The sequence below is a fragment of the Roseibium sp. ROS1 genome, assembly GCF_054658215.1.
Genome location: NZ_BAAGIG010000002.1, coordinates 1303178 through 1327237, shown reverse-complemented (window position 1 = coordinate 1327237; position 24060 = coordinate 1303178). Strand labels below are relative to the sequence as shown.

The following is a 24060-nucleotide window of genomic DNA, read 5'->3' as shown; positions in this document are numbered from 1 at the left end:
GCGATGGCGCGACATCATCACGGGCACGATCACCATGTTCATCACGATCATGAACATGGTCACCACCACCACCACCACCACACACATAACCACGATCTTGGAAGTCTCGCCGGACATAATCACGTGGGCCCGGACCATCTGCATTCTCATGTTCATGGGGCTTCGCATGCGGACCGGGCCGAAGAACTGCAGGCACTTGCGGTGAGCTTCATCGACGGCTTTCGGGCTGCCGACGACAAGACCAGTTACCTGCGTCTTGCCGGCGTCCCGTTTCACCGCCCCGGTGCCGATGGTCTCATACAGCACCTTGTCGACGCAAAGATCGTCAGCAATTGGCAGGTCGGTACAGCCTCGCCGGCCTTTGCTTCCCGAGAACTCGTCTACATGAGTTTTCCAGGTTCAATGGTCCAAGCCCGGGAGACCATGACCTTCACCTTTGTATCCCTGTCGCAACGGTCAGACATTGACCTCATCGACATCCTCACCACTCGTCTGGCCCATGGAGATATCGCAGAATGAAACAGCTTTTGATGACGTCAATTCTTGCCTTGGCATCCACCCCTGCATTTGCACACCCTGGTGCGCACGATCATCTGACCGGTTGGCAAGGCGCAGGTGAGCATCTGCTTGGCTCGCCATTTCATCAGCTGCTGCTCGTCGTGGCTGTCAGCGGGGTGGTTCTGGCCATTTCCCTGGTCCGGAAATCGAAAAAGACCACGAGGAAACAGCCTGTAGAACGCAGGTCCTGAGAGTCTCTCTCGTTAAAGCGGGGCCTTGATACCAACCGAGGTATCAGAGCCCCGCGAGAGTGCTTTTGGAATGATCCGAGAAGAACAGGGTCGTTATGTCGTCGATCGCCATGGGACCGCCGAACAGGTAGCCTTGGCCGATGGTGCAGCCGATATCGACCAGTACATCGCGTTGCTCGACTGTCTCGATGCCTTCGATCAAGACCTGAGAGCCCATGGTTTCGGCAATACCAAGGACCATCTTGAGAATATCGCGAATTTTCTTGTCCTTGACCGCCTTGGTGGCAAACGACCTGTCGATCTCGATTTCGTCCCAGTCAAAGTCCGTCAGGTAAGACAGGGCGGAATAACCGACGCCAAAGTCATCCAGCGAAATGCCGATACCCAATGATCGCAACTCAACGAGTGTCGTCTGAATGCGGCGCAGATCGCTCATCAGGGTTGTTTCGGTCACTTCCAGTTTCAGCCTGGAGGCTGGCAGACCGGTCCGACCGAGGCATTCGTCGAGCATTGCAACGACGTCGTCGCTCAGAATTTGCGCAACAGAAAGGTTGACCGACAGGCTCAGGTCCGATGGCAACAACTGCACTTCCGAACACGATGTTTCCAGGATCTTCCATCCCAGCGATACGATATCGCCATTGCGTTCAGCGATCGGGATGAATTCCGAGGGTGAAATCCATCCCAGTTCGGAATGGTACCAGCGTGCCAAGGCTTCAACGCCGAAAATCCGCCCGGTCATGAGGTTGAACTGAGGCTGGAAGTGCGGAAGGCATTCGTTCGCCTCTATGGCGCGGGCAAGTGCGTTTTCGACGATTGTCCGCCGTTCCATTTCCGCGCGCATGGCCGGTTGGTAGGTCACGACGCGGCGGCGGCTGTAGCTGACGGCGTTACCAACCGCGAGATCCGCATTGCGAATGATGTCGGTGGCATCTCGCTCGACGGTAGTTGAATCCGCATAGCCGATAGCTGGTGAAATCAGGAAGGATCCGAGTGCCGTTGGGACCGGGCGCAGGAAGATGTCGTGGATCCGGTTTGCGACGACAGAAGCAGTCAGCCCAACCTCTTCATCACTTACAGTCATGAGGAGAAATCCCTTGCCTCCTGAGCGGGCAAGGCAATTTACACCTTCCATCCGGTCTACCGCGTGACGCAACAGGTCCGCAGTCGATGCCAGGATAGCTTCCTCCGTTACAAGGCTGAACTTGTTGATAGCCGGCAGTCTGGACTCCAGATCGATGTTGAGAATGCTCAAGGTCTGATCAGGAGCGAGTGTATCGTGAGTAGAGCGCACGATCTCTGCAAAGACACGGGAATTTACCAGGCCTGTAACACTGTCGTGGTCCAGCCGGTGCTCCAGAAGCCTGGTTTGCTCGCGAGTTGCCTCTGCCTGTCCTTGCAGCACCTGGCTGCGCTTGTTGGAGAACCAGATCCATCCAAGGCTGACCAGAAGGAAAACAACAACGAGCGCGTCCTGTACAATTTGGTGGAAATGAAAGCTCTTTCTCGCCGCCGACATTTGCTTGGCAGCTTCCTGGGTCACCATCTGATTGATTTGTTGAAGGGAACTTCCTATCCCCTGCAGGATGATCAGTGCATTGCTCACGGAGGTCTGGTCATCGAGCGTATCCAGGAACGGTTTCACCCGGTTGCTCGTACGAACGATGTGAACCAGTTTGTCCTGGATGTAGTCCGACGGCCCCACAATTTCGCTATAGGCGTCGCTGGGCCACGTTTCGAAGGCGTTCAGCAGTGCTTCGTAGGTTTTTCCAGCCTCTGCAGCATCTTCCGGGCTTTTCAAGGCACTGTACCGTGCAATCAGTTTTTCCAGGGCCGTAGTGTTAAAGCGCAGCGTGTCGTTGAGGACCGAACGTTCCAACTGATCCTTGTGAAGGTAGTCGGCTTGCGCGCTATAGAGCGAGTAGGCGTTTACACCGAGCAAAAGCGTAAGGGAGGCGCAAAGCGCCGGAAATCCTATTCGCAACAGTTTATCAAAAATCATTGGCTCAACCGCCTTGATGACAGATTACACCGCCCCAATTGGAGCTTATCGATAGTCCTCTCCGGCCCAATGTCTCTGTCACAGACGAACCGGTGCCCCCCGGCTTGCCATTTCCGGTATCAGCGGCAGGCCATCTACCTGCTGCGCTGGACCAGCGGTGGATTACGCCCGATTGTTAGCGCCGCAAACTTTCACGAAACTTGCGAGTAAAAAACGGTTGTAGACCCCGATCGCGGAAAGATCTTTCTGCCCTTCAATCCACGATGTAGGAATTTAGACCCGACAACGGTTAAGACCGTCTAAATGCCAAAAGACGCAACGTAAATTATGCTTGGTTTTGTGGTGGATAACGGGGATGGGCACAAGATTGCTGTCATGTTGCCATTGTTTACCCAAGGTTGTCTTGACGCGCTCATTCCAACACGAAATCCTGCAGCTGAATCGTGAAATCGTGTTGGGAGCGGGTGCAAATGCCGATCTTAAGGACACTCCGAGATGGGCTTACGCCAACCGGGCTCATAGTAGCGGCCAGTTTCTTCGGTGCCGCACTGACGCCGTCGATGATGCCGAGGGAACCAATTGTACAAGCGACCCTCGCCGCCGTGGCAGCGACGTTTGGCTATGAGGTGACCCTTCTGGCAAGGAGTGTCTGGCGTTATCTGGAGTTGCCGGAGCCCAAGGGACGTTTGTGGACACTCTGGCTCCTTGCCGCTTGCGGTATCAGCCTTGCGATCATGGTCTACAGTCTGTCGAAAGCTGCCAGTTGGCAGAACGCGACCCGTGAAGCTGTTGGTTTGCCGCCGCTCGAGAGCGCAGCGCCGTTCTTCATCGTCACTGTTGGCGTGTTGATCGCACTTTGCTTGTGGCTGGTTTTCCGGGTTGCAGGTGCCTTGCGTAGAGCCGTTGCTGTTGTTCTGGACAAGATGCTTCCGAGGCGCGTCGGCGTGGTCCTGTCCATCGTTCTGGTTGGCTGGTTCCTGTGGGCACTTGTCGATGGAGCCCTTGTACGTAATGCGTTTCGTATGGCCGATACGTCTTTTCTGGCTGCAGACCTGCTTCTTGAACCTGATATCGAAAAACCTGCTGATCCCGAAAAAACCGGCAGTACCCGGTCGCTGGTCAAATGGGAGGAGATGGGGCGTTGGGGTCGTCATTATGTCGCGACCGCTCCGACTGCAGCAGAGATTTCCGAATTCTGGCCGGATAATGCCGTTGATCCTATCAGGGTCTATGTTGGACGAAGGTCTGGTGACACCGCAGAAGAACGCGCCCAACTTGCTTTGCAGGAACTGATCCGCGTTGGCGGATTTGACCGATCGGTTCTTGTGGTTGTGGTACCACCCGGCACCGGTTGGATGGACCCGGGAGCTCACGACACAATCGATTTCATGCTTGGCGGTGATGTGGCGACAGTGGCTGTCCAATATTCCTATCTGACCAGTTTTCTGGCGCTGCTTGCCCATCCAGATTACGGGGTAGATCAGGCTCGAGCCCTTTTCAACGCGGTCTATGCCCACTGGACGCAGATGCCCAAAGACAGTCGGCCGGAGCTTTATGTTCACGGTCTCAGCCAGGGGGCCTTCAACTCCCAGGCGACACTTCCCCTGTTTGACATGCTGGGTGACCCGATCCAGGGCGCCTTTTGGGCTGGGTCTCCTTTCTTTTCGCGATATTGGTCGGAGGTCCGGGATCGGCGGAAGGCTAACAGTCCGGCATGGCGTCCGAACTATGGAAACGGCTCGCTTGTCCGGGTGATGGATCAATATGGCGGACTGGAGGGGAACTATGCGCCCTGGGGGCCAATTCGTGCGGTGTTTCTGAATTATGGCAGCGACCCTATCGTGAACTTCACGTTCGATACGGGTTTCAGGCCGCCAGCCTGGATGGCCTCACCGCGTGCGCCGGATGTTTCAGAAAAACTGTCCTGGTTTCCCGTGGTGACAATGCTTCAGATTGCGCTGGATTCCATGTTTGCGCTGGATGTTCCCAGATACGGGCACTACTACATTGCGCCTGATTACATCGACGGATGGGCTGCAGTTGTCGATCCGGACGGCTGGTCACCAGAAAGAGCGGAAGCGCTGAAAAAGATATTCGAGCGCCGTGATCCTGCGATCTAACGCCCGGAACCAATTGGTTGGACTATCGATTTTCCAGGAGGCTGGCCAGGCCACGCTTGAAGGTTTCTCCGGCTGGTTCTGCTGCTTTCACGATGTCTGCAACCTTGAAGAATTCCATGGTCTTGAAACGGCCGACAGGCGGTTCAATCAACAAATCAGGTTGATTGCAGGCCAATTTGGCGGCGACCAACGAGTGAAGGGTGATCGAGAACGAGCCGATCCAGGTTTCCAGGCCGGTTGGAAGCCCGCTTTTTCGCTCTTCGAAAGAGCTGCCAGTAACATCGACAGCGACTGTCGGAATGCCGTCGTCCTGAAAGACATCAAACGGTGTCGGGTTGACGAAGCCCCCGTCTATCAAAACCTGGCCGTCTATCCTGACAGGCGTCAAAAGCATGGGGAGAGCGGACGAGGCTGCAATTGCAGGCAGTAAGGGCCCCTCCTCCAGAACCACCTGCGACTGGGTGTAAAAATCCGTCGCAACGATCTTCATTGGCAGTTTCAAATCCGAGAACTGCTCGGCCAGGTCTTCAGGAAACACCGTTTCGAAAAGAACGATGGGATCGATAATCGCCGGACGGACAACATTGAAGAGCGACGACCAGGTTCGGCCATCCTTCAGAAACAGCTTTTGAAGCAATTGCGTTTTCTGGGTGAAGAGATCAACTGCAAACTGTCGGATCTCTCGACCGCTCATACCGCTGGCGTAAAAAGCACCCAGGATCGACCCCATTGATGTCCCGGCAATTTCGACGGGTTTGACACCCAGGTCATCCATCGCTTCCAGAATGGGAATGTGAGCGAATGCCTTTGCGGCTCCGCCACCAAGAGCCAGACGGAACCCCTGGGCAGAGCTGCTGCTGTGTGTCGTCATTTCTGCCTCTGGGGCGCTGCTGGCAGAGGCCAAGCCAGCCATGCTGCCAGATCCAGCAGCGGCCGCGGCGAGCATCAGTTCTCGTCTGCGGATCATTCGTCAAAGGTCCGTATCGTGTGGATTGCGGCGATCCATCCTGGATGGAAACGAAATTATAGTTTCGTTTGTAGAGGTGTCGATGTTGCGATTCAACGTTGCGGTGATTTCTGCGCAAGTCTTCGATCAGAACGATCGCGATGGAAGCAGGTGCTTTACGCATAACATTCAGACAATCGGTCACCGGATATGAAAACGGCCCGGAAAAGCTGGCTCCGGGCCGTCCTGGATAGGTGATAACCGCGATTATTGCGGCAGTTTGTCGTCGATACCCTGCACGTACCAGTTCATGCCGAGAATGGCTCCATCATCGAGGGCGACGCCATCTTCAGCGGCAACCGAGCCGTCTTGCTTGGTGATCGGGCCGGTGAACGGCTCCCAACCGCCGGCGATCTTGGCTTCGGTTTCCTTGGCCATTGCAACGACATCATCCGGGAGATTGGTGTAAGGCGCCATCACGACGTGACCTTCGGCAAGGCCTGCCCAGGTGCTCTTGGGCTCCCAGGTGCCATCCATGACTTCCTGGATGCGCTCGATGTAGTACGGACCCCAATCGTCGATGATTGCCGTGTACTGGGCTTCCGGTGCGAACTGGATCATGTCGGATGCCTGACCGAAGCCATGCGCGCCACGTTCCTGTGCGACCTGAAGCGGTGCGGTGGAATCGGTGTGCTGCGTAATGACATCGGCACCCTGATCGATCAGCGCCTTTGCAGCGTCGGCTTCCTTGCCCGGATCGAACCAGGAATTGACCCAGACGACCTTCAGCTTGAAATCCGGGTTGACGGACTGAGCACCGAGCAGAAATGCATTGATGCCGGACACCACTTCCGGGATCGGGAACGAGGCGATGTAACCTGCGACGCCGGATTCGGACTGTTTGGCGGCAATCTGACCGATAATGTAACGGCCCTGGTGGAACTTGGAGTTATAGGTCGCGACGTTGTCGGCAGTCTTGTAGCCGGTCGCGTGTTCGAACTTCACATCCGGAAACTTCTTGGCGACCTTGATCGTCGGGTTCATGTAGCCGAAGGACGTGGTGAAGATGACATTGCAGCCTTCACGGGCGAAACGCTCGATCGCGCGCTCTGCATCCGGACCTTCCGGCACACTTTCAAGATATGCGGTTTCCAGCTTGTCGCCGAAATGCTTTTCCGCATCAAGACGGCCCTGGTCGTGCTGATAGGACCAACCGAAGTCGCCAACTGGTCCAACGTAGATAAAGCAGGCTTTGACGTCTGCAGCGTTTGCGGCAGAGCCGGCAGCTGCGAAGGCAACGGCGGCAACGGTTGCTTTCAAAAGAGATTTCATCTGGTTCTTTCCCCTCTGTTTCGATCTCTCTGTTGCGATCTTGTCTAAGGCCAAGCCCCCGATCGCACCGGGGCCGGGCCGACCGGTGGCTGGGAGGCTTACCGGTCTGGAACGAATGGCTTGCCGAGACAGGCTGGCGTGTTGACGAGCGTCAGTCTGCGGTTTGCCGAAATGAGCACAAGCACCAAAATAGTCGCAAGGTACGGCAAGCTGGACAGCAGTTGGGACGGAATGTCCAGCTCAACTGCCTGGGCGTGGAGGTTCAGGACGCTGACTGCACCAAACAGATAGGCGCCAATAACCACGCGAAGCGGCAGCCAGGACGAGAACACGACCAATGCCAGCGCAATCCAGCCTCGGCCTGCAGTCATGTTTTCAACCCACTGAGGCGTATAGGCAAGCGACATGTAGGCACCCGCCAGACCTGCACAGGCGCCGCCAAAAAGAACCGCTGCGAACCTGATGCGAATAACGGAATAACCAAGAGCGTGAGCCGACACGTGGTTGTCACCAACAGACCGAAGCACGAGGCCAAGCCGGGTCCGGAACAGGAAATAGGCAACAGCGATGACCAGCGCGAAACTCACATAAACGAGCGCGTCCTGCTGGAAGAAAACAGGCCCGAAAAACGGAATGTCGGACAGCACAGGAATGTAGAGATCCGGAAGTTTAAGGCCTGGAATGCCGATGAAGGCCTCCCCGATCAGGCCCGAGAAGCCGACGCCGAGGATGGTTAGGGCAAGACCGGTTGCCACCTGATTGGTTACCAGGACGAGCACCAGGAAGCCAAAAAGTGCCGACATGGCCATGCCGGCGGCAATTGCCGCAAAGACGCCGAGCGTCCCGGATCCGGTCTGATTGGCGACAGCGAAACCAACCACGGCCCCCATGATCATCATGCCCTCGACACCAAGGTTCAAAACACCGGAGCGTTCAACGACGAGTTCGCCGATCGCAGCAATCAACAGCGGTGTTGCCGCGGTAATAACGGTCAGGAGAACGGCTTCAAACATGGGAGACCTCCCCTGCCGAACCACGGCGGCCGACAAATCTGATGCGATAGAGGATAAGTGTGTCGCAGGCGAGCACGAAGAACAGCAGAAGGCCCTGAATGACACTGGCAATCTTGTTGGAGACACCCATCGCCGATTGCACCGCTTCGCCGCCGATATAGGACAATGCCAACACGAAACCCGCGACGATGATACCGAAGGGATTCAGCCTTCCCAGAAAGGCGACGATAATGGCTGTAAATCCATAACCGGGAGAGATGGTCGGGAGGAGCTGGTTGAGTGCGCCGGACACTTCCATCGTACCGGCAAGGCCTGCTAGACCACCGGCAATTGCGAAGGAAAACAGCGTCAGTTTCTTTGCAGAAAAACCGGCAAAGCTGCCTGCGCGAGGACTTTCGCCCATCACTCTGATCTCGAAACCCTTTATGGTCTTGCCAAGGACCACCGCAAGCACGACTGCGACGATCAACGTGATCGGGGCCGCATAGCTGAGCGACGTGCCGGGGACGGTGGACAACGTGGCGGCGTCGGAGAAGAGCGCCGATTCCGGGAAGTTGTAACCGCCGGGATCCCGCCACGGTCCGCGAACCAGGTAGTCCAGCAAGAGACTGGCGACATAGACCAGCATGAGGCTGGTCAGGATTTCGTTGGTATTGAACCTGGTTTTCAACAGCGCCGGGATCAGGGCCCAGAGTGCCCCACCGATAGCGCCGAAAGCCATCATCAAGGGAAGCGTGGCAGCACTTTCGAAGTCCGGCATCAGAATGGGCAGAGCAGAGCCGAACAGCGCGCCGACGACGAACTGGCCTTCAGCACCGATGTTCCAGTTGTTCGACAAATAGCAAACCGACAAGCCGCAGGCGATCAGGATGAGCGGTGTTGCCTTGGCAATTGTCGCGTTGAGAGACCATTCTTGTGTCAGAGGTTCGATGAAGAACTTATATAATCCGTACAATGGGTTATGTCCGGATATTGAGAAAATGAGTCCGGCTGCGATTGCGGTCAGACCAACAGCGATCAACGGCGACAGCAGTGCCATCTTTCGGCTGTGCTCTTTTCTTTTCACGAGTTCGACGCGCATCAGGCAACCTCCCCTTGCGCTTCCGCGCCGCCTGCCATGAGCAGGCCGACCCGCTCGCGGTTCATGTCTGAAGTCGGCTCGGCCGCAGACAGATAACCTCTGGAAATAACCGCAATCCGGTCGGCGATCTCGAAGATTTCATCCAGGTCCTGGCTGATCACCAGCACCGCCGATCCGGAGCGGGCAAGGTCGATGAGCGCCTGCCGGATAAGAGCGGCGGCACCGGCATCGACACCCCAGGTTGGCTGGTTCACGATCAGCACACCAGGTTTGCGGTCCAGCTCGCGGCCGACTACAAATTTCTGAAGATTGCCCCCTGAAAGGGAACGCGCTTCCGGATCGTCATGGGACATGCGCACGTCGAAGGACTTCTTGATGCGCTGTTCCATCTTGCCTGCATTGGCATTGGAGACGAAGAAACCACTGACCAGCTTGTCGCCGGTTCTGTGGCGCGTCAGAACGATGTTCTGCGATAGTTTCATGCCCGGTACGGCGCCGTGGCCGAGACGTTCTTCTGGCACGAAAGCCGCGTTCTGCCTGCGTCGCCAGGTAATGTTCCTGTTGCCGCAAGGCTTGCCATCCAGAACGACCATGTCGGCTGCCACAGGCATTTCGCCGGAGATCGCGTCAAAGAGCTCACCCTGGCCGTTGCCTGCAACGCCGGCGATCGCAACCACCTCACCGGCCCTGAGATCCAGCGAGACCTTGTTCAGCGCTGTTGCGAATGGCGTTGCGGCTTTTGCGGACAGGTTCTTCAGGGCAAGCCGGGTTTCGCCGATCTGCGGCTTTTGAGAGCTGGCGCTTACGGAGGCAACGTCGGCTCCCACCATCATGCTGGCCAGAGATGCCGGTGTTTCCTTGGTTGGGTCACATTCGCGAACCACCTGGCCATGCCGAAGGATCGTCGCGTGGTGACAGATGCGTTTGACCTCTTCCAGCCGATGGCTGATGTACAGAACGGCACAGCCTTCCTTGGCCAGGCGCTCCAGCGTCAGGAAGAGAAGATCCGCTTCCTGGGGCGTAAGCACCGACGTCGGTTCGTCCATGATGATCAGCTGCGGTTCCTGAAGCAGGCATCGGACAATCTCGATACGCTGTCGGATGCCGACCGGCAAGTCTGCAACAATGTCGTCCGGATTCAGGGGCAAACCATAATCGCGCGACACGGATTGGATCCGATTGGCAAGCTCAGACATTCGCCCCGGATTTGGCAATGCCAACGCGATATTTTCTGCAACCGTCAAGGCTTCGAACAGCGAAAAATGCTGGAACACCATCCCGATGCCGAGTTCGCGGGCAGCTGCGGGGTTGCCGATGTCGACCCGTTGGCCCTGCCAGAGAATTTCACCGCCATCCGGCTCCAGTGAACCGTAGAACATTTTTACGAGGGTCGATTTGCCTGCGCCATTTTCGCCAAGGAGTGCATGTATTTCACCCTTGTTTATGACGAGATCGACCCTGTCGTTCGCCAGAATGTCGCCAAATCGTTTGGTCAGGCCCCGGGCATCGAGCAAAGTATCCTTTCCGGATCTGCTTTGCCGCGCCGTGCCGCCGTCCCCTGTCATCGTTTCTGTTTCTGCCACGCCGTCCCCCAAGCGAATGCCGCCTTATTGACCAAGTGTTAGTTTTTGTGCAAGCCCCCCGGCTGCAGCGGCCTGTTGATGATTTCCAGCTTCGTCCCGAACCAGCAGATCGACAGCTATTCCTGCAGCGATTGCAGCCGGTTGTTTTGATTTGACTGAAGTCACCCCGACAGGACAGACCATGTTTGCCGTCAAAGTGTCATTCAGCCCCCGGGCCTTCAGTCGTTTCAGGAAGCGCGCCCGCTTGGTTTTGGAGCCGATCACACCGCAATAGGCAAAGCGTTGTTTAAGCAAGGCACGTGCCATGATGTCTTCATCCAAGGCGTGCGAGTGGGTCATCGCCAGGACAAAGGCGCCATCAGGGGCTTGTTCAAGGCAGACAGCTGGATCAGGGTTTGAAACTTTCCGGACATTTCCCGGAACCGCAGCCGGAAACTGGTCCGCCCTGCTGTCGATCCATGTCACGCTGAAAGGCAGAGGTGCGAGCGCCAGGACAACCGCTTTTCCCACGTGCCCTGCACCAAAAAGATAAAGTTCGCGCCGCTTGCTGCCAAATTGCTCGATCAGCAATTGCTTGCCCGTTTTTTGGTCAAGTTGAAGGAGGAAGCGGTTCGTTGAAACGTCCGGCAGCAGATCGCGTGTCTGCACCACACCGTTCACAACACTGGCCTCGGTGGAAAACTGCGTTCCGTCGTTTTCCCGAAGCGAGAGTGTCTGAGCCATTTCAAGCGATGACGTTGTCAGCACCTCGATGGCAATTTGCGTACGCCCACCGCAGCACTGACCGAGGTCCGGGCCAAGCGAGACATTGTGGAGCTCGAGGCTGGCCACGCCATCCCGGAGAGCTTTGCGGGCACGGCGGATGGCTTCGAACTCAAGCGTGCCGCCACCAATCGTGCCATAAAATCCACCATCAGCCGTTACCACCATACGAGCACCGTCTTCGCGTGGTGTCGAGCCATCGGCACGAGCAACGGTTACGAGTGCACAAGCGCCGTTTCGCTTCAAACAGTCGGCAATGTGCCCCCAGACCTTCATCAGGAGATCTTCCTCCGGCGCATATCCTGGACGGCTTTCATGATTGCCTCAGGTGTTGCCGGTGCGTCCAGATTGGGAACAACTCCCGGGCTGAGGCTCGCGACGGCATCATTGATCGCGCAAAACACTGCATTGGCCAACATGACAGGCGGTTCGCCAACGGCCTTGGACCGGTAAACGGTTGCCTGAGGGTTGCCGCTGCCTTCATAGAGACGGACGTTGAATTCCTCGGGAATGTCGGATGCTGTCGGGATCTTGTAGGTCGAGGGAGCGTGTGTACGAAGGCGCCCCTTTTCGTCCCAGACAAGTTCTTCGGTGGTAAGCCACCCCATCCCCTGAACAAAGCCACCTTCGATCTGCCCCAGGTCAATCGCAGGGTTCAACGAATGGCCGACATCGTGAAGAATATCCACCCGGTCGACGGTCATCTCGCCGGTCATCGTATCGATTGTCACCTCGGCGCATGCGCCGCCAAAGGCAAAGTAATAGAAGGGGCGCCCGGTCGCGCTTTCCCGCTCCCACGTTATCCCTGGCGTTGCGTAATAGCCTGCGTGTGAAAGCTGAATACGTGCCATGTGCGCCAGCTTGGCGACTTCCGAAAGGGCAAAGCTCTGGTCACCGACAACCACCTTGTTATCGCCGAAGAAGATTGCTTCTGGTCCGCATTGATGCAGTTCGCACAGGAAGGTTATCAGTCGGTTCTTGATTTCCTTCGCCGCCAGCTTGGCGGCCATGGCGTTGAGGTCTGTCCCGGAAGATGCAGCCGTTGGGCCCGTGTTGGGAACCTTTGAGGTGTTGGTGGCGGTGATGCGTACCTTGTTCAGACTGACACCGAATTCCTCCGCAACAACTTGCGCCACTTTCTGATACAGCCCCTGGCCCATCTCGGTGCCACCATGGTTCAGATGAATCGAACCGTCGGTATAAAGATGAACGAGCGCACCGGCCTGGTTGAGATGTTTCAGCGTGAAGGAAATGCCGAACTTAACCGGTGTCAGGGCCAGTCCCTTTTTCAGAACAGCGTTGTTTTCGTTGAAGAAGCGCACATCATCACGTCGTGCCCAATAGTCTGAACTCTCTTCCAATTGGGCGATCAGGTCATGCATGACCTGAAACTCTTCCACCGGCATGCCGAAAGGCGTCAGGTTCCGTTCTCCGTCATAGAAATTCAGCTTGCGAATTTCGAGCGGGTCCTTGTCGAGACTGATCGCGATCGCATCGATCATGCGTTCGGCGGCGAGCATGCCTTGCGGTCCACCGAACCCGCGGAATGCGGTATTGGAGCAGGTGTCCGTGCGCAAGCGCCGGGAGCGGATGAGTGCATCCGGGTAGAAGTAGCTCGAATCGGCATGAAAAAGCGTCCGGTCGTTCACGCCAAGAGACAGGTCGACCGAGTAGCCGCAACGGGCCAGGAATTCCATGTCGACAGCACGGATGCGACCTTCGCTATCGTGGCCGACCTGCCAGTTGACCTTAAAGTCGTGTCGCTTGCCGGTCATGATCATGTCGTCGTCGCGGTCGAGGCGGATCTTGCAGGTTCGGCCCGTGTGACTGGCTGCGACGGACGCCAGGGCAGCCCATTGGTTTGCCTGCGATTCCTTGCCGCCGAAACCGCCTCCCATGCGGCGAACCTCAGCCGTGACAGCGGCATCGGGTACACCGAGCACCTTGGCAACCGTGTGCTGAATTTCGGTCGGGTGCTGGGTCGAGGAATACACCAGCATGCCGCCGTCTTCCTGTGGCTGGGCCATGGCGACCTGGCCTTCCAGGTAAAAATGCTCCTGTCCACCGATTTTCATGCTGCCAGTGAGGATTTCCTCGGCTGCGTTCATGCCGGTTTCAGGCGAACCACGCCGGAACTGATAATCCGGAAGCACTGTGGTGCCGGCGTCGACAGCGTCTTCAGCCGTCAGGATGGGGGTGATCGGTGCAATATCGATCTTTGCCTTCAACGCCGCTTTGCGCGCCAGGTCTCTTGTTTCGCCGACGACGGCAAAGGCGACCTGCCCGTAAAACAGGATTTCATCCTCGGCGAAAACGGGATCATCGCCAAAGGCGGATGAACAGTCATTCTTTCCCGGGACATCCTTCGCGGTCAGGACGGCAACCACACCAGGTGAAGCCTGGATTTCGTCAAGGTCCATTGCCAGGATCCTGCCCCTGACAGCCTGCCTTGACCAGCCGGGCACAACGTGAAGCGTGCCAACGGGTTCAACCATGTCGTCGATATAGGTCGCCGTACCGGAAACGTGTTTAGCCGCGCTGTCATGGGGCAACGCCTTGCGGACATGCTTCAGAGGTGTTGTCAGGTCATTGGGGTCAAGCTGCGCGGTCATGGCCTGCCTCCCGCTTGGCAAGCACACGGAGTTCTTCCGGTGCGGTGCCGCTGACCTCCATAAGGGCCTTTGCGAGCAACGCCCGCGCCGTTTCCATTCGGTACTCGGCACTTGCGCGCATATCTGTCAGTGGTGTGTAATCGGAAAGCAATGCCTGCATGGCAGCGCCCCAGGTGGACGGATCGTCCAGCGAAGCTCCTTTCAAGGCAGCTTCCGCACCGGTTGCCCGTTTCGGTGTTCCTGCCATGCCGCCAAAGGCGATCCGGGCATCCGTAACCATGCCTTCTCCATCCACAGTCAGGCGGAATGCTCCCATGACGGATGAGATGTCCTGATCGAAGCGCTTGGTGATCTTGTAGCAACGGAAAGCCTGATTGGCAGAAAGCCGGGGCACGAAGAGACCGGTGACGAACTCTCCCGGTCTGCGATCCTGCTTGCCGTAGTCGATGAAGAACTCTTCCAGTGGCAACGCCCTTGAGCCTTCTGCGGAATGCAGTTCCAGAGTTGTCCCCAGAGCGATCAATGCGGGTGGTGTGTCGCCGATCGGCGAGCCATTGGCGATGTTGCCACCGACTGTTCCCGAGGCGCGAACCTGCTTCGAGCCGATCCGGCGCCAGAGTTCACCCAGGTTTGATGAAATGCCGGTCATGGCTTCTTCGGTCGCGGCATAAGTGGCCGTTGCGCCGATCAGCACCCCGGACTGACTGTCTTCGACACGGTCGAGGCCCTCTATTCGGCCAAGCCAAATCATCTTGGGCAAGTCGCGCAGATGCTTCGTGATCCACAGACCGACATCTGTCGCCCCGGCAACGAGGGTCGCATTGGGGTGCTGGCCGTAAAGAGCTGCCAAACCGTCAAGCGTTGCCGGCGAGGAAAAGAAGCAGTCGCTATCTCCGATGAAGACATCGCTGCTGTCGGACAATTGTCGCAACTGTTCCCGCGTTTCATGAGCACGCCAAGAAAAAGCATCGTCTGCAGCGTCAAAACAATAGTCCAACGCCGCGTCGATAATCGGCCTGTAGCCGGTGCACCGACAAAGGTTTCCAGCCAGCCATTCGGTGACGGTCTTGCGTGATTTTTCCGCCCCTGCGTCATGATAGAGCGTGAAAAGCGTCATGATGAAGCCGGGTGTACAGAACCCGCATTGTGAGCCATGCATTTCGACCATCGCGGCCTGAACCGGGTGGAGCCTCGTATCGTCGGAGAGGTCTTCGACAGTCACCAGTTCAGCGCCATCAATCATGCCGAGCAACTGGATGCAGCTGTTCACGGGCTGATAGACCAATTTGCCGTCGATCAATCGGCCAAGCGCGACGGTGCAGGCCCCGCAGTCACCCTCGCCGCAGCCTTCCTTCGTTCCGGTTTCGCGGCGGCGGAGGCGCAAGTAATCGAGAACGGTTTCCGTTGGACCGACATTCGCAAGTTCAACGATTTCACCACCCTTGAGGAAACGGATCGTGTCACGCATGGGCCTGCTTCCCCATGTTAGCCAAAAACGGACCGGAGACATCTGATGCGTAACAGTTTGAACACTCCGCATGCATTGGGAGCATTGCATCACGAGCCGCAAAATGGTGGTCATGGAGTACCCGGTGCAAAGCGTGCGGTTCAGGTGATTTACCCATGCTCCACAGCCTGCTCAGCAGGCCGCTTTCGGGCCCTGCCAAGGCTGTATTCAGATCGTGCGTAGGCAAACGCCCCATCAGTTTTCTCCCTCGCACGGCGCATTGCCGCAAAACTGTCACAAAAAATGTGCCTTAAAAAAACATGGAACCAAAGCGCTCATTTGAGACCGCAATGTTGCCTATTTGGCATCAAGTGCTGAAAGTTGGTCCCTCAAAGCGAACACGGCATGGTCGAAAAACATGCCTGGCGCAAGCGCAAGAGCACGCAGAGACGACGTTACCACACAGAGTCGGTCGGCCTGAAGCGGCGTATCGGACAAAGGTTTGAAGATCAGGAAACCGTTGGCAAGGTCGTCTTCGCAACCAATCATCGTCTGAAAGCCAATTACCTGTTCCTCCCTGGCAAGGGCTCGCATCAGCCTGAGCGAATTGGCTTCCACATAAGTGCGCGAAGCGCCGGGTATCCGGCTTCGAACGATGTCCAGGCGGGTGCGCAATGACAGTCCTTCTGCGGGTAGCGCCACCGGATATTTCAGGCAGTCTTGCAGTCCAAGTGTTTTCGCTCCGGCCAACGGATGATCCGGACGCATGAGTGCTCCGATCACGAGATCATGGTGAAAGGCGGTTGTGAGTGCCTAGGTCTCCGGCGGGTCGAAAGTGAAGCCGACATCCGCTTCAGCCGCCTCCACCTTTCGGGCGGCTTCTCTGGATGAGGAAATCGAGACATTCACGTGAATGCCGGGATAGCTCTTGCGAAACGTGCTGATGACCGCCGGGAGGAGCTTTTCGGCAACGCTTTCGACGCTTGCAATCGAAACCGTACCGCGTCGCAGTCCCTTCAAGGCGTCGAGTTCGGCAACCGTGCCTTCGAAATCGGAATAGGTTCGCCGGATATGTGCCAGCAGCAACTCTCCGGCTTGCGACAGACGCAGGCGCCGGCCGACACGGTCAAACAACTGCAGTCCGAGAGCCTCTTCCAGCCAGAGAACCTGCCGGTTGATGGCAGATGACGCCACGTTGAGCTCCCGGGACGCGGCGCGGATCGAACCGGCCTCGGCGACGGCCAGAAAATAGCGCATCGCCGGGCTGTAAAGATTTCGAGAAAGATCCTGTGCTCGTCCGGACCGCATGAAATTCCTGCTCTTAGGGGATCAGGACCGTGGTGCCGGTGGTCTTGCGGCCTTCAAGGTCCTGATGCGCCTGGACGGCGTCGGCAAGCCTGTATTCCTGGTTGACGCCGATCTTGACGATGCCTTTCTGGACAACATCGAACAATTCGCCCGCGGTCGCTTCCAGTGCTTCGCGGCTGGCGATGTAGCTGAACAGCGTCGGCCGGGTTGCGAACAGTGAGCCTTTCTGGGCGAGGAGCGCCAGGTTGAAGTCGGCAATCGGCCCGGAGGACTGACCGAAAGTGACCCAAAGGCCCCTCGGTTTCAGGCAGTCGAGCGAACCGGGATAGGTGTCCTTGCCGACACTGTCATAAACAACATCGCAGCCCTTGCCGCCGGTAATATCCTTTACCCTGTCGACAAAGTTTTCAGTCCGGTAGTTGATCACGTGCTGGTAGCCGTGTGCCTTTGCAAGTTCGACCTTTGCTTCCGAACCGGCTGTGCCGATGACAGTGGCGCCGAGATGTGCTGCCCATTGACCGGCAATCAGGCCGACGCCTCCGGCAGCAGCGTGAAACAGCAGCGTCGTATCCGGGCCAACGGAATATGTCTGGCGCAGAAGATACTGTGCCGTCATGCCCTTCAGCATCATGCCGGCAGCGGTCTTGTCATCAATCCCGTCCGGCAGGACGACAAGACGGTCAGCCGGAACGATTCTTTCCTGCGCGTAGGCACCGAGCGGGCCAACATAGGCAACACGGTCGCCGGGGCTGAGATGTGTCACACCCTCACCGACCGTCTGCACGACCCCTGCCCCCTCGTTGCCGGGGCTGAACGGCACGCCGGCAGGCGCTGGATAGAGGCCCGAGCGGAAATAGGTATCGATGAAATTGAGGCCAACTGCTGTGTGGCGGATGCGCGCCTCACCTGGGCCGGGTTCACCGACTTCGATATGTTCCCAGCGCATGACATCCGGTCCACCGGTTTCGTGTACGCAGATTGCTTGAACCATGACTTTATCCCCGGGGTGATGGGCCGAGACCGATTTGGTCTTGCGGCAATTGAAGTTGGCAAGACCATAAATGATTTCAACGCCATCGGAAAAGGTCATTCCGAAGCATAAATGGCATCAGGCGTTCGTGATGTTTCCTTCCGGTCAGCGCTTCAAGAGAAAGCGCGGCACAACACCGGTGCCTTGGTTCGCGCCAGTGCCAAAACTGTATTTTGAATGTAGGGAAAGGTCAGTCGACCCTGTCGAGCAATTGCTGAACAGCAGAGACCAGCAGCAGATAGAAGCTGGCTGCCGTGAATGCCCAAGCGAGCGGGCCGTTCAATGCCATACCGTCCAGAATTGCGTAGGCGGCCAATCCCATCCAGAGCAATGTCACCGGCAAGGTAATCATGCGCCAGCGACGCACGCGGACAGGATGGACAAAGCGGACCGGTGCGAACGTCAGTGCGCAGCACAAGAGCACGAACATGATCGTGAAGCTTTGCGATGGCGACAGAACCATGAGGCCGAAAACGACCATGTTCCATCCAGCGGGAAAACCCTTGAAGGAGCCATCGGGTGTCTTCATGCCGTTGTCGGCAAAATAAAGAGCGCCGGTAAAGACCACGAGCCCGCCACAAATCCAGTTCCAAGGGCTTGTGAGCATCAAGCTCCAGGAAAGCGCGAAAGCGGGAAGAAACACGTAAGTGGCGTAGTCGATCACGAAATCCAGCGAGGCGCCGGACCAGCGAGGCAGACGCTCTGCAATCTTGTAACGGCGTGCCAGCGGACCATCGATGCCATCGATGAAAAATGCCAGTCCAAGCCAGGCGAACATCTCCGCCCAGTTTTCACGCGCACCTGCCAAGAGGGCAATAAGAGCGATCGGAGCACCGGAAGCCGTCAGGATATGGATCAGGAACAGAGCGGGCTCAGTCCTCTCTTTACCTGGTGTAATATCCGCCACGGGGTTCCCTCACTTTATGATCTGAACGCAGTAAACTGGTGCATTTGCGTTCTGAGATGTGTGCGGTTCACGATTGACCCGCTGGCCCATGGATCACACACTGACGCTGATACGGTCCTTTATTGCAATCGTATGACAGTGTGAACCTAAAAAACAGTCCCCGCACCAATAGCAGTGAATTTAGGTTGCCGCATTTCCCAAAAGGATGAGGGAAACGAGGATACCTGCCCAGACCAGCAGAACAGCCCCGATGGCAGGTGGCAGAATGCGGCTTGGGAACGTTTTTTCAATGGCCATCAACGCGCCGAGTAGCGCGATCCAGACGATGTTCATCAGGCCGACCGCGAACATGACAGTCATTACCGCCCAGCAGCAGCCAAGGCACACCCAGCCCTGCACCAGCCCTTCCCGCAAGCCAGACATCGCACCCGGCCCAGCATCGTCACTGGCAAACACCCAGCGCGGATACCAGCAGCGCCGGAGACAGGCCTTTTTGGAGGGGGTGAACTGATATAAACCAGCGGCGAAGAGGACCGACGTCGTCAGAGCCATGCTTGCAGGTGCCATCATATCCGTCATGGCGCCTGCCCTGGACAAAGCCCATTGCGCCGCGGTTGCTGCGACTGCGTAGCCAAGCCAGACCGCCAGATAGCCGAACATTGCGGTGACAACGAGAAGTACCGGCGTTGCCGTACTGCCGGACTGTGCCGAAAGCTCGGTGTAATAGGCCCGAAGCATCGGCACGGCGGTAGGCAACATCATGGCAAGGGCCATCATTGCCCACATCAGGAAGATCTTCACAAGATCAACTGTCGTCATGTCTGCACCAGGCATGCCGAATGTTGCGCTGGTCGGCAGGCAAAGAACCGCAAGTGCGGCCCGCGCTTCCGCAGGCAAACCTGCGAACTGGTTGAAACTGTTGAGAATCACCATGCCGGGTCCGGCTTCGCTCATATCCATGACCGGTACCATGTCGGCTACCATTGCAATCAGGTATGCCCAGCCGGCAGCGGCCAATATCGAGACCAGCACAAGCACTAGCGGCCAGCCACGCATATTCTGTTCCGGCTTGGTGGAACCGGCCTGATTGGAAGGTGTGCGCGTCAAACTCGTCATTTCGGCCTTTAGGTGGCGTGTGTGTCCGGGGTCTTGAGACGTCTTAGCGGATTAGTCGATGCAGGCATTTGATCTTACTCATGGTCGACCTTGAATGCCCTGCGTGTATTCGTCCCGTTGATTTTGAGCCCGCAAACAGCAATTTAGATCTCAAGATCAAATCAGATGGAATTTTACCATGTCCAGCAGCCACGCGCCGGAACAGTTTGACATTGCAATCGTCGGCGGAGGGCCATCCGGGCGAATTGCAGCTCTTGCTCTGGCCCAGCAGGGATTATCGTGTGTCCTGATTGCCCCCTCAATGGAAATCAAGGATGGCCGGACAACCGCGCTGTGGCAGCGTTCAATCGATCTGTTGCGCGATATTGGCGTCTGGTCGGACATAGAAGGCAACGCCGCATCCTTGAAGAAGATGCGCATGATCGACAGCACGGGGCGGCTTTTTCGTGCACCTGAAGTGGTCTTCGACAGTTCTGAGCTTGGCCTTGAAGAGTTTGGTTTCAATATCTTGAACAGTGAACTTAACGCGGTACTTGAAAAATTTTGTGCTGCGCAATCCGGACTGGAGGAGATTTCGGACACTGTCGAGAGTGCCGAATTCGGAGACGATCACGCTACCCTCGTCACCAGTGGGGGTAGGACGATTTCAGCCAAATTGGCCGTAGCTGCAGATGGCCGCCGGTCGACACTGCGTGAAGCAGCCGGGATTGAAGTCAAAAGCTGGTCCTATCCGCAGGTGGCTGTTGTTTTGAACCTTGAGCACCGGCTTCCACACCAGCAGGTCTCGACCGAATTCCATACTGCGACTGGTCCGTTCACATTGGTTCCGCTCCCCGGCAGACAGTCATCACTTGTTTGCGTGGAAACTGCGGACGGTGCTGCAGATCTGTTGGCGATGACGGACGAGGACCTAGAAGCGGACCTCGAACGGCGGGCACATTCGATTCTGGGTCGTTTCAAACTGTCTACGAAACCACAAAGTTTTCCGCTTTCAGGACTGACTGCCACTTCCCTTGTGGGGCCGCGTCTGGCGCTTGTGGGCGAGACAGCGCATGTCTTTCCGCCCATCGGCGCGCAGGGTCTGAACCTGTCGTTGCGTGATATCCGTGACCTCATCTCCGTCGTGGCATCGGCCAAACGCGCGCACGCCGACTTTGGTGGCAAGACCGTTTTGAGTGCTTATGAGAAGAAACGGTTTAGCGATATTCGGACACGGACAAACGCGGTGGACATGCTGAACAGATCGCTGCTGACAGGCTTTCTGCCGGTCCAGGCTGCGCGAAGCGCGGGCATGTATCTGGCCGGCAAGATTGGTCCGTTGCGGCGCCTACTCATGCGGGAGGGCATTGCACCGGGAACCGCCTTTCAATTATATCGATAGACGGTTTTCGGGTGCTGCTTTCAAACCCGTGTCCGTGCTGCTGATCGCTTGGCGCTGTGATACGTCAGCGCCATGCCGATCATCTGACGGAGCGCATCCTCCGGTAACGGCCGACCTTGAGTGAAGTGAACGCTTCTATCGCCGCCGAAGACGAGGTCCGGGAACATTGTACGCCAGTCAGACACCAGTGAGGACTGGCAATTGACATAGAGAGCAACGTCCCCTGCCCCGGAATTGTCCCGGTCTATCCGGATTGTCGTTCCGGTTTTCGGGCGCTTCGTCAGATAGCTGGCCTGACCCCATTTCATGGTTTCTTCCAGTTCTCCGATATCGTCGCGTTGCGTCGCCGTCTCGGTGATCAATGACCTGATGGTCAGCAGTTTCTCGCGGATACCCGCCGGATATCTTTCGAATATCGCAAGGACGTCCGGATTGTCTTTCACCACAAGTCCTCTTGTTGCGACCGGGATGCCTGATTTGATTTTCTAGCCACCGGTTGGAAGGAAACCGCTCGTCAGCGCCCAGATGAAACCGGTAACGGTGACGATCGACAAGGCCGTTCCTATCAATACGAAGCTCGACGCCCGCTGAACATACGTTCCATATTGCTGCGCAATTACAAAGACGTTTGTCGCCGGCGGCAGGCAGGACATCAGAACCGCGGTTGCGATCCAGTTGGGATCGAAGCCGCCAAGCCAGGTCAGAAGCAGAAAAATCAGGATCGGGTGCAGCAGCAACTTCACACCCAGCACCAGTGGCAGTTCCAGCGGTATCCGACCGATCGGACGAAGCGCAATGCTGACGCCCATGGCAAAGAGGGCGCAAGGCGCTGCCGCATTGCTGAGATAGCGCAGAAGCGTATCTATCGCTTGAGGTGGCTTGACCTCCAGTGCGGCGGCGAAGACGCCGGCAATCGTTGCCAGGATGAACGGATGGGTGAAGATCCTGACCACAATCTTCTTCAAGGTCCCAAGGATCGATTCTTCTTCGGTACCGGCCAATGCCATCATCAGCGGTGCCAGAATGAACATCAGCGCATTGTCAAAGGCCAGGATGAGCGCGGTCGGTACGGTTGCCTGCTCACCCAGAACAGCCAGTGTCAGCCCCGGCCCCATGTAACCGATGTTGGAATAGGCCCCGGCAATGCCCAGGATCGTGGATTCGCCGATGTTGCCGCGTGTTGCGACCACACCTATGCAGAAGGAGATCGCGAACACGATGTAGGTCGTGAAGGTCGTGGCTGTAATGTAGGACGCGTTTGCGAGCTCTTCGATCGGTGTCTCAGACAACAGACGGAAGAAGAGCGCCGGAAGGGCCAGGTAGATCACGAAGAAGTTCATCCAGCTCAGGCCTGCCTCGGGCAGGTTCTTGATCTTGCCGGCACCGAAGCCGAGAAGGATCAGTCCGAAAAACGGAAGAGCCAGTGAAATGACGTTCTGCATTCAAATACCAAAGATGAAGACGACGCGCTGTATCGCGGTTGGTTGGGTTTGAAGGCGCTTGCATCTTGCGCCTGGCTTGGATATGGACGCGTGACTTGGAGGTCACCTCGGTGATCCGCATTCCAATCAGGTCTGAGGGCGCATCGCAAGGCCCCAATCAGTCGGACAAGGTCGGAAGTGCCCTCTTTTCAGGACGGGCGGACAACATGAAAGCATTCGGTCGTAATGTCCCGCAAAAAAAAGCAGCGTAAACACCCGAAGCTCACAGCTGTGCAAAACCGGGTGGAAGGCTTTGCGCTGACGGTAGCCATCTGGCTGTTCCGCCTGATCCCCGTGGACGTTGCCTCCTATGTCATGGGCGCCTTCTGGCGTCGGCTCGCACCGTTCAATCCCAGACACAAGCGTGCTCTGCGCCACTTGAAGAAGGCCTTTCCGGGCATGCGGCGCGCGGAACGAGAACTGATTGTGCGTGGAATGTGGGAGAACCTCGGCCGCGTGGCAGCCGAAACTTTCCACATCGACCGACTTCTGAAACAGGACTACCGGTTTGAAGCAGTTGCGGATGAAATCACCGAGCAGGTTCTGAACGGCGAGCGTGCCTGTTTGTTCGTTTCATTCCACAGCGCAAACTGGGAACTGTGTGTTCAGCCCGCCGTCCGGCGCGGTATCGAGATAACGGGCGTCTATCAGGCTCTGCGCAATCCGGAGGCCGACAAGGCCCTGCAGGCGCTGAGGAAAGACCTCTACAAAGGTGGCCTTTTGTCGAAAAGCCACCAGACCGCTCGCAAGATCCTGGCGACCCTTAAAAGCGGCGGTATCGTCGCGATGATGGGAGATCTCAGGGAAACGCGCGGTGTGCAGGTGCCTTTTTTCGACCAGATGGCTTACGCCACGCCGGTCCCGGCTTCGCTCGCCCGGTCCTGCAACGTGCCGATTGTTCTCGGCCGTGTCGTGCGCAAGAAAGGTGTGCATTTCCGGATTGAGGCCCAGGCCGTCGAAGTGCCTGTAACGGATGACAGGCAGGCGGATATCGAGGTCGCAACCGCCAGGATCCACGCAATTTTCGAAAGCTGGATCCGCGAACACCCCGAACAATGGATGTGGATCCACAAGAAGTGGGCGCCTCCAGGTAAAACGTCTGCCCAGAAACAGGCCCGGCGCGCAGCAGCGGCTCGTCTGGAAGACGATTAAGCCTGTTCTCCTTTCGGGGTATGGTTGCAGCGCAGCAT

At 57.1% G+C, this 24060-nt stretch carries 19 protein-coding genes and 1 pseudogene; 5 read left to right on the top strand and 15 right to left on the bottom strand.

Annotated elements, in window-relative coordinates; all coding sequences use genetic code 11:
* Window positions 1-3 precede the first annotated feature (3 nt).
* Both ACYQ6M_RS14105 and ACYQ6M_RS14100 read left to right on the top strand, forming a co-directional pair.
* Window positions 4-519: a hypothetical protein gene (locus ACYQ6M_RS14105; RefSeq protein WP_460074384.1), complete on the top strand. Its 516-nt coding sequence runs from the start codon at window positions 4-6 to the stop codon at window positions 517-519.
* Window positions 516-749, top strand: a complete 234-nt coding sequence (locus ACYQ6M_RS14100; RefSeq protein ID WP_168686832.1) for a hypothetical protein — start codon at window positions 516-518, stop codon at window positions 747-749. The genes ACYQ6M_RS14105 and ACYQ6M_RS14100 overlap by 4 nt, the downstream gene beginning before the upstream one ends.
* Before the next feature lie 43 nt (window positions 750-792).
* Here the strand turns inward: ACYQ6M_RS14100 and ACYQ6M_RS14095 are convergent, their stop codons facing one another.
* Window positions 793-2751 carry a putative bifunctional diguanylate cyclase/phosphodiesterase gene (locus ACYQ6M_RS14095; protein WP_460074382.1) on the bottom strand — a complete coding sequence of 653 codons (1959 nt, stop codon included), beginning with the start codon at window positions 2749-2751 and terminating at the stop codon, window positions 793-795.
* Window positions 2752-3221: 470 nt separating this feature from the next.
* Between ACYQ6M_RS14095 and ACYQ6M_RS14090 the strand changes: the two genes are divergently transcribed.
* Window positions 3222-4871 (top strand): alpha/beta hydrolase, encoded by a 1650-nt coding sequence (locus ACYQ6M_RS14090; protein ID WP_460074381.1) that lies wholly within the window; start codon window positions 3222-3224, stop codon window positions 4869-4871.
* Window positions 4872-4893: 22 nt separating this feature from the next.
* Here ACYQ6M_RS14090 and ACYQ6M_RS14085 read toward each other — a convergent pair whose 3' ends face one another.
* The 12 genes and pseudogenes from ACYQ6M_RS14085 to ACYQ6M_RS14030 all read right to left on the bottom strand — a co-directional run bounded on the left by ACYQ6M_RS14085 (window position 4894) and on the right by ACYQ6M_RS14030 (window position 20008).
* Window positions 4894-5742 carry a patatin-like phospholipase family protein gene (locus ACYQ6M_RS14085; RefSeq protein WP_235814877.1) on the bottom strand — a complete coding sequence of 283 codons (849 nt, stop codon included), beginning with the start codon at window positions 5740-5742 and terminating at the stop codon, window positions 4894-4896.
* A gap of 342 nt (window positions 5743-6084) precedes the next feature.
* Complete coding sequence (locus ACYQ6M_RS14080; protein WP_022998629.1) at window positions 6085-7149, bottom strand: BMP family ABC transporter substrate-binding protein; 1065 nt, start codon at window positions 7147-7149, stop codon at window positions 6085-6087.
* 98 nt (window positions 7150-7247) lie between these two features.
* Window positions 7248-8162: an ABC transporter permease gene (locus ACYQ6M_RS14075; protein WP_077292855.1), complete on the bottom strand. Its 915-nt coding sequence runs from the start codon at window positions 8160-8162 to the stop codon at window positions 7248-7250.
* The gene (locus tag ACYQ6M_RS14070) at window positions 8155-9246 is read right to left on the bottom strand and encodes an ABC transporter permease (protein WP_460074635.1); all 1092 of its coding nucleotides are present in this window, start codon (window positions 9244-9246) and stop codon (window positions 8155-8157) included. Before ACYQ6M_RS14070 ends, ACYQ6M_RS14075 begins: the two co-directional genes overlap by 8 nt.
* Entirely contained in the window at window positions 9243-10808 is a 1566-nt protein-coding gene (locus tag ACYQ6M_RS14065; RefSeq protein WP_062491649.1) for an ABC transporter ATP-binding protein, read from the bottom strand. Before ACYQ6M_RS14065 ends, ACYQ6M_RS14070 begins: the two co-directional genes overlap by 4 nt.
* A 42-nt stretch (window positions 10809-10850) precedes the next feature.
* Window positions 10851-11864, bottom strand: a complete 1014-nt coding sequence (gene xdhC, locus ACYQ6M_RS14060; protein WP_460074380.1) for a xanthine dehydrogenase accessory protein XdhC — start codon at window positions 11862-11864, stop codon at window positions 10851-10853.
* Complete coding sequence (gene xdhB / locus ACYQ6M_RS14055; RefSeq protein ID WP_460074379.1) at window positions 11864-14200, bottom strand: xanthine dehydrogenase molybdopterin binding subunit; 2337 nt, start codon at window positions 14198-14200, stop codon at window positions 11864-11866. The genes xdhC and xdhB overlap by 1 nt, the downstream gene beginning before the upstream one ends.
* On the bottom strand, window positions 14184-15668 hold the full coding sequence (xdhA, locus tag ACYQ6M_RS14050; protein ID WP_460074378.1) for a xanthine dehydrogenase small subunit: 1485 nt from the start codon (window positions 15666-15668) through the stop codon (window positions 14184-14186). Before xdhA ends, xdhB begins: the two co-directional genes overlap by 17 nt.
* A 336-nt stretch (window positions 15669-16004) precedes the next feature.
* Window positions 16005-16904 (bottom strand): annotated as a pseudogene (locus ACYQ6M_RS14045) (LysR family transcriptional regulator).
* Between the two features lie 64 nt (window positions 16905-16968).
* The gene (locus ACYQ6M_RS14040; RefSeq protein ID WP_031268497.1) at window positions 16969-17946 is read right to left on the bottom strand and encodes a quinone oxidoreductase family protein; all 978 of its coding nucleotides are present in this window, start codon (window positions 17944-17946) and stop codon (window positions 16969-16971) included.
* A 229-nt stretch (window positions 17947-18175) separates the two neighbouring features.
* Entirely contained in the window at window positions 18176-18892 is a 717-nt protein-coding gene (locus ACYQ6M_RS14035) for a CDP-alcohol phosphatidyltransferase family protein (RefSeq protein ID WP_055654288.1), read from the bottom strand.
* Window positions 18893-19072: 180 nt separating this feature from the next.
* Window positions 19073-20008, bottom strand: coding sequence for a DUF2182 domain-containing protein (locus ACYQ6M_RS14030; protein WP_460074377.1), 936 nt, complete (start codon window positions 20006-20008; stop codon window positions 19073-19075).
* A 178-nt stretch (window positions 20009-20186) separates the two neighbouring features.
* Here ACYQ6M_RS14030 and ACYQ6M_RS14025 point away from each other — a divergent pair, with 178 nt between their 5' ends.
* Window positions 20187-21389 (top strand): UbiH/UbiF family hydroxylase, encoded by a 1203-nt coding sequence (locus ACYQ6M_RS14025; protein ID WP_460074376.1) that lies wholly within the window; start codon window positions 20187-20189, stop codon window positions 21387-21389.
* A gap of 20 nt (window positions 21390-21409) precedes the next feature.
* On the opposite strand, the gene ACYQ6M_RS14020 is transcribed toward ACYQ6M_RS14025, so the two are convergent.
* Together ACYQ6M_RS14020 and ACYQ6M_RS14015 are read right to left on the bottom strand one after the other, a co-directional pair.
* Window positions 21410-21832: a DUF1801 domain-containing protein gene (locus ACYQ6M_RS14020; RefSeq protein WP_460074375.1), complete on the bottom strand. Its 423-nt coding sequence runs from the start codon at window positions 21830-21832 to the stop codon at window positions 21410-21412.
* A 42-nt stretch (window positions 21833-21874) separates the two neighbouring features.
* On the bottom strand, window positions 21875-22831 hold the full coding sequence (locus ACYQ6M_RS14015; RefSeq protein ID WP_022998641.1) for an AEC family transporter: 957 nt from the start codon (window positions 22829-22831) through the stop codon (window positions 21875-21877).
* A 225-nt stretch (window positions 22832-23056) separates the two neighbouring features.
* On the opposite strand from ACYQ6M_RS14015, the gene ACYQ6M_RS14010 reads away from it, so the two are divergent.
* Window positions 23057-24022, top strand: coding sequence for a lysophospholipid acyltransferase family protein (locus ACYQ6M_RS14010; protein ID WP_168686843.1), 966 nt, complete (start codon window positions 23057-23059; stop codon window positions 24020-24022).
* The last annotated feature ends 38 nt before the right edge of the window (window positions 24023-24060 follow it).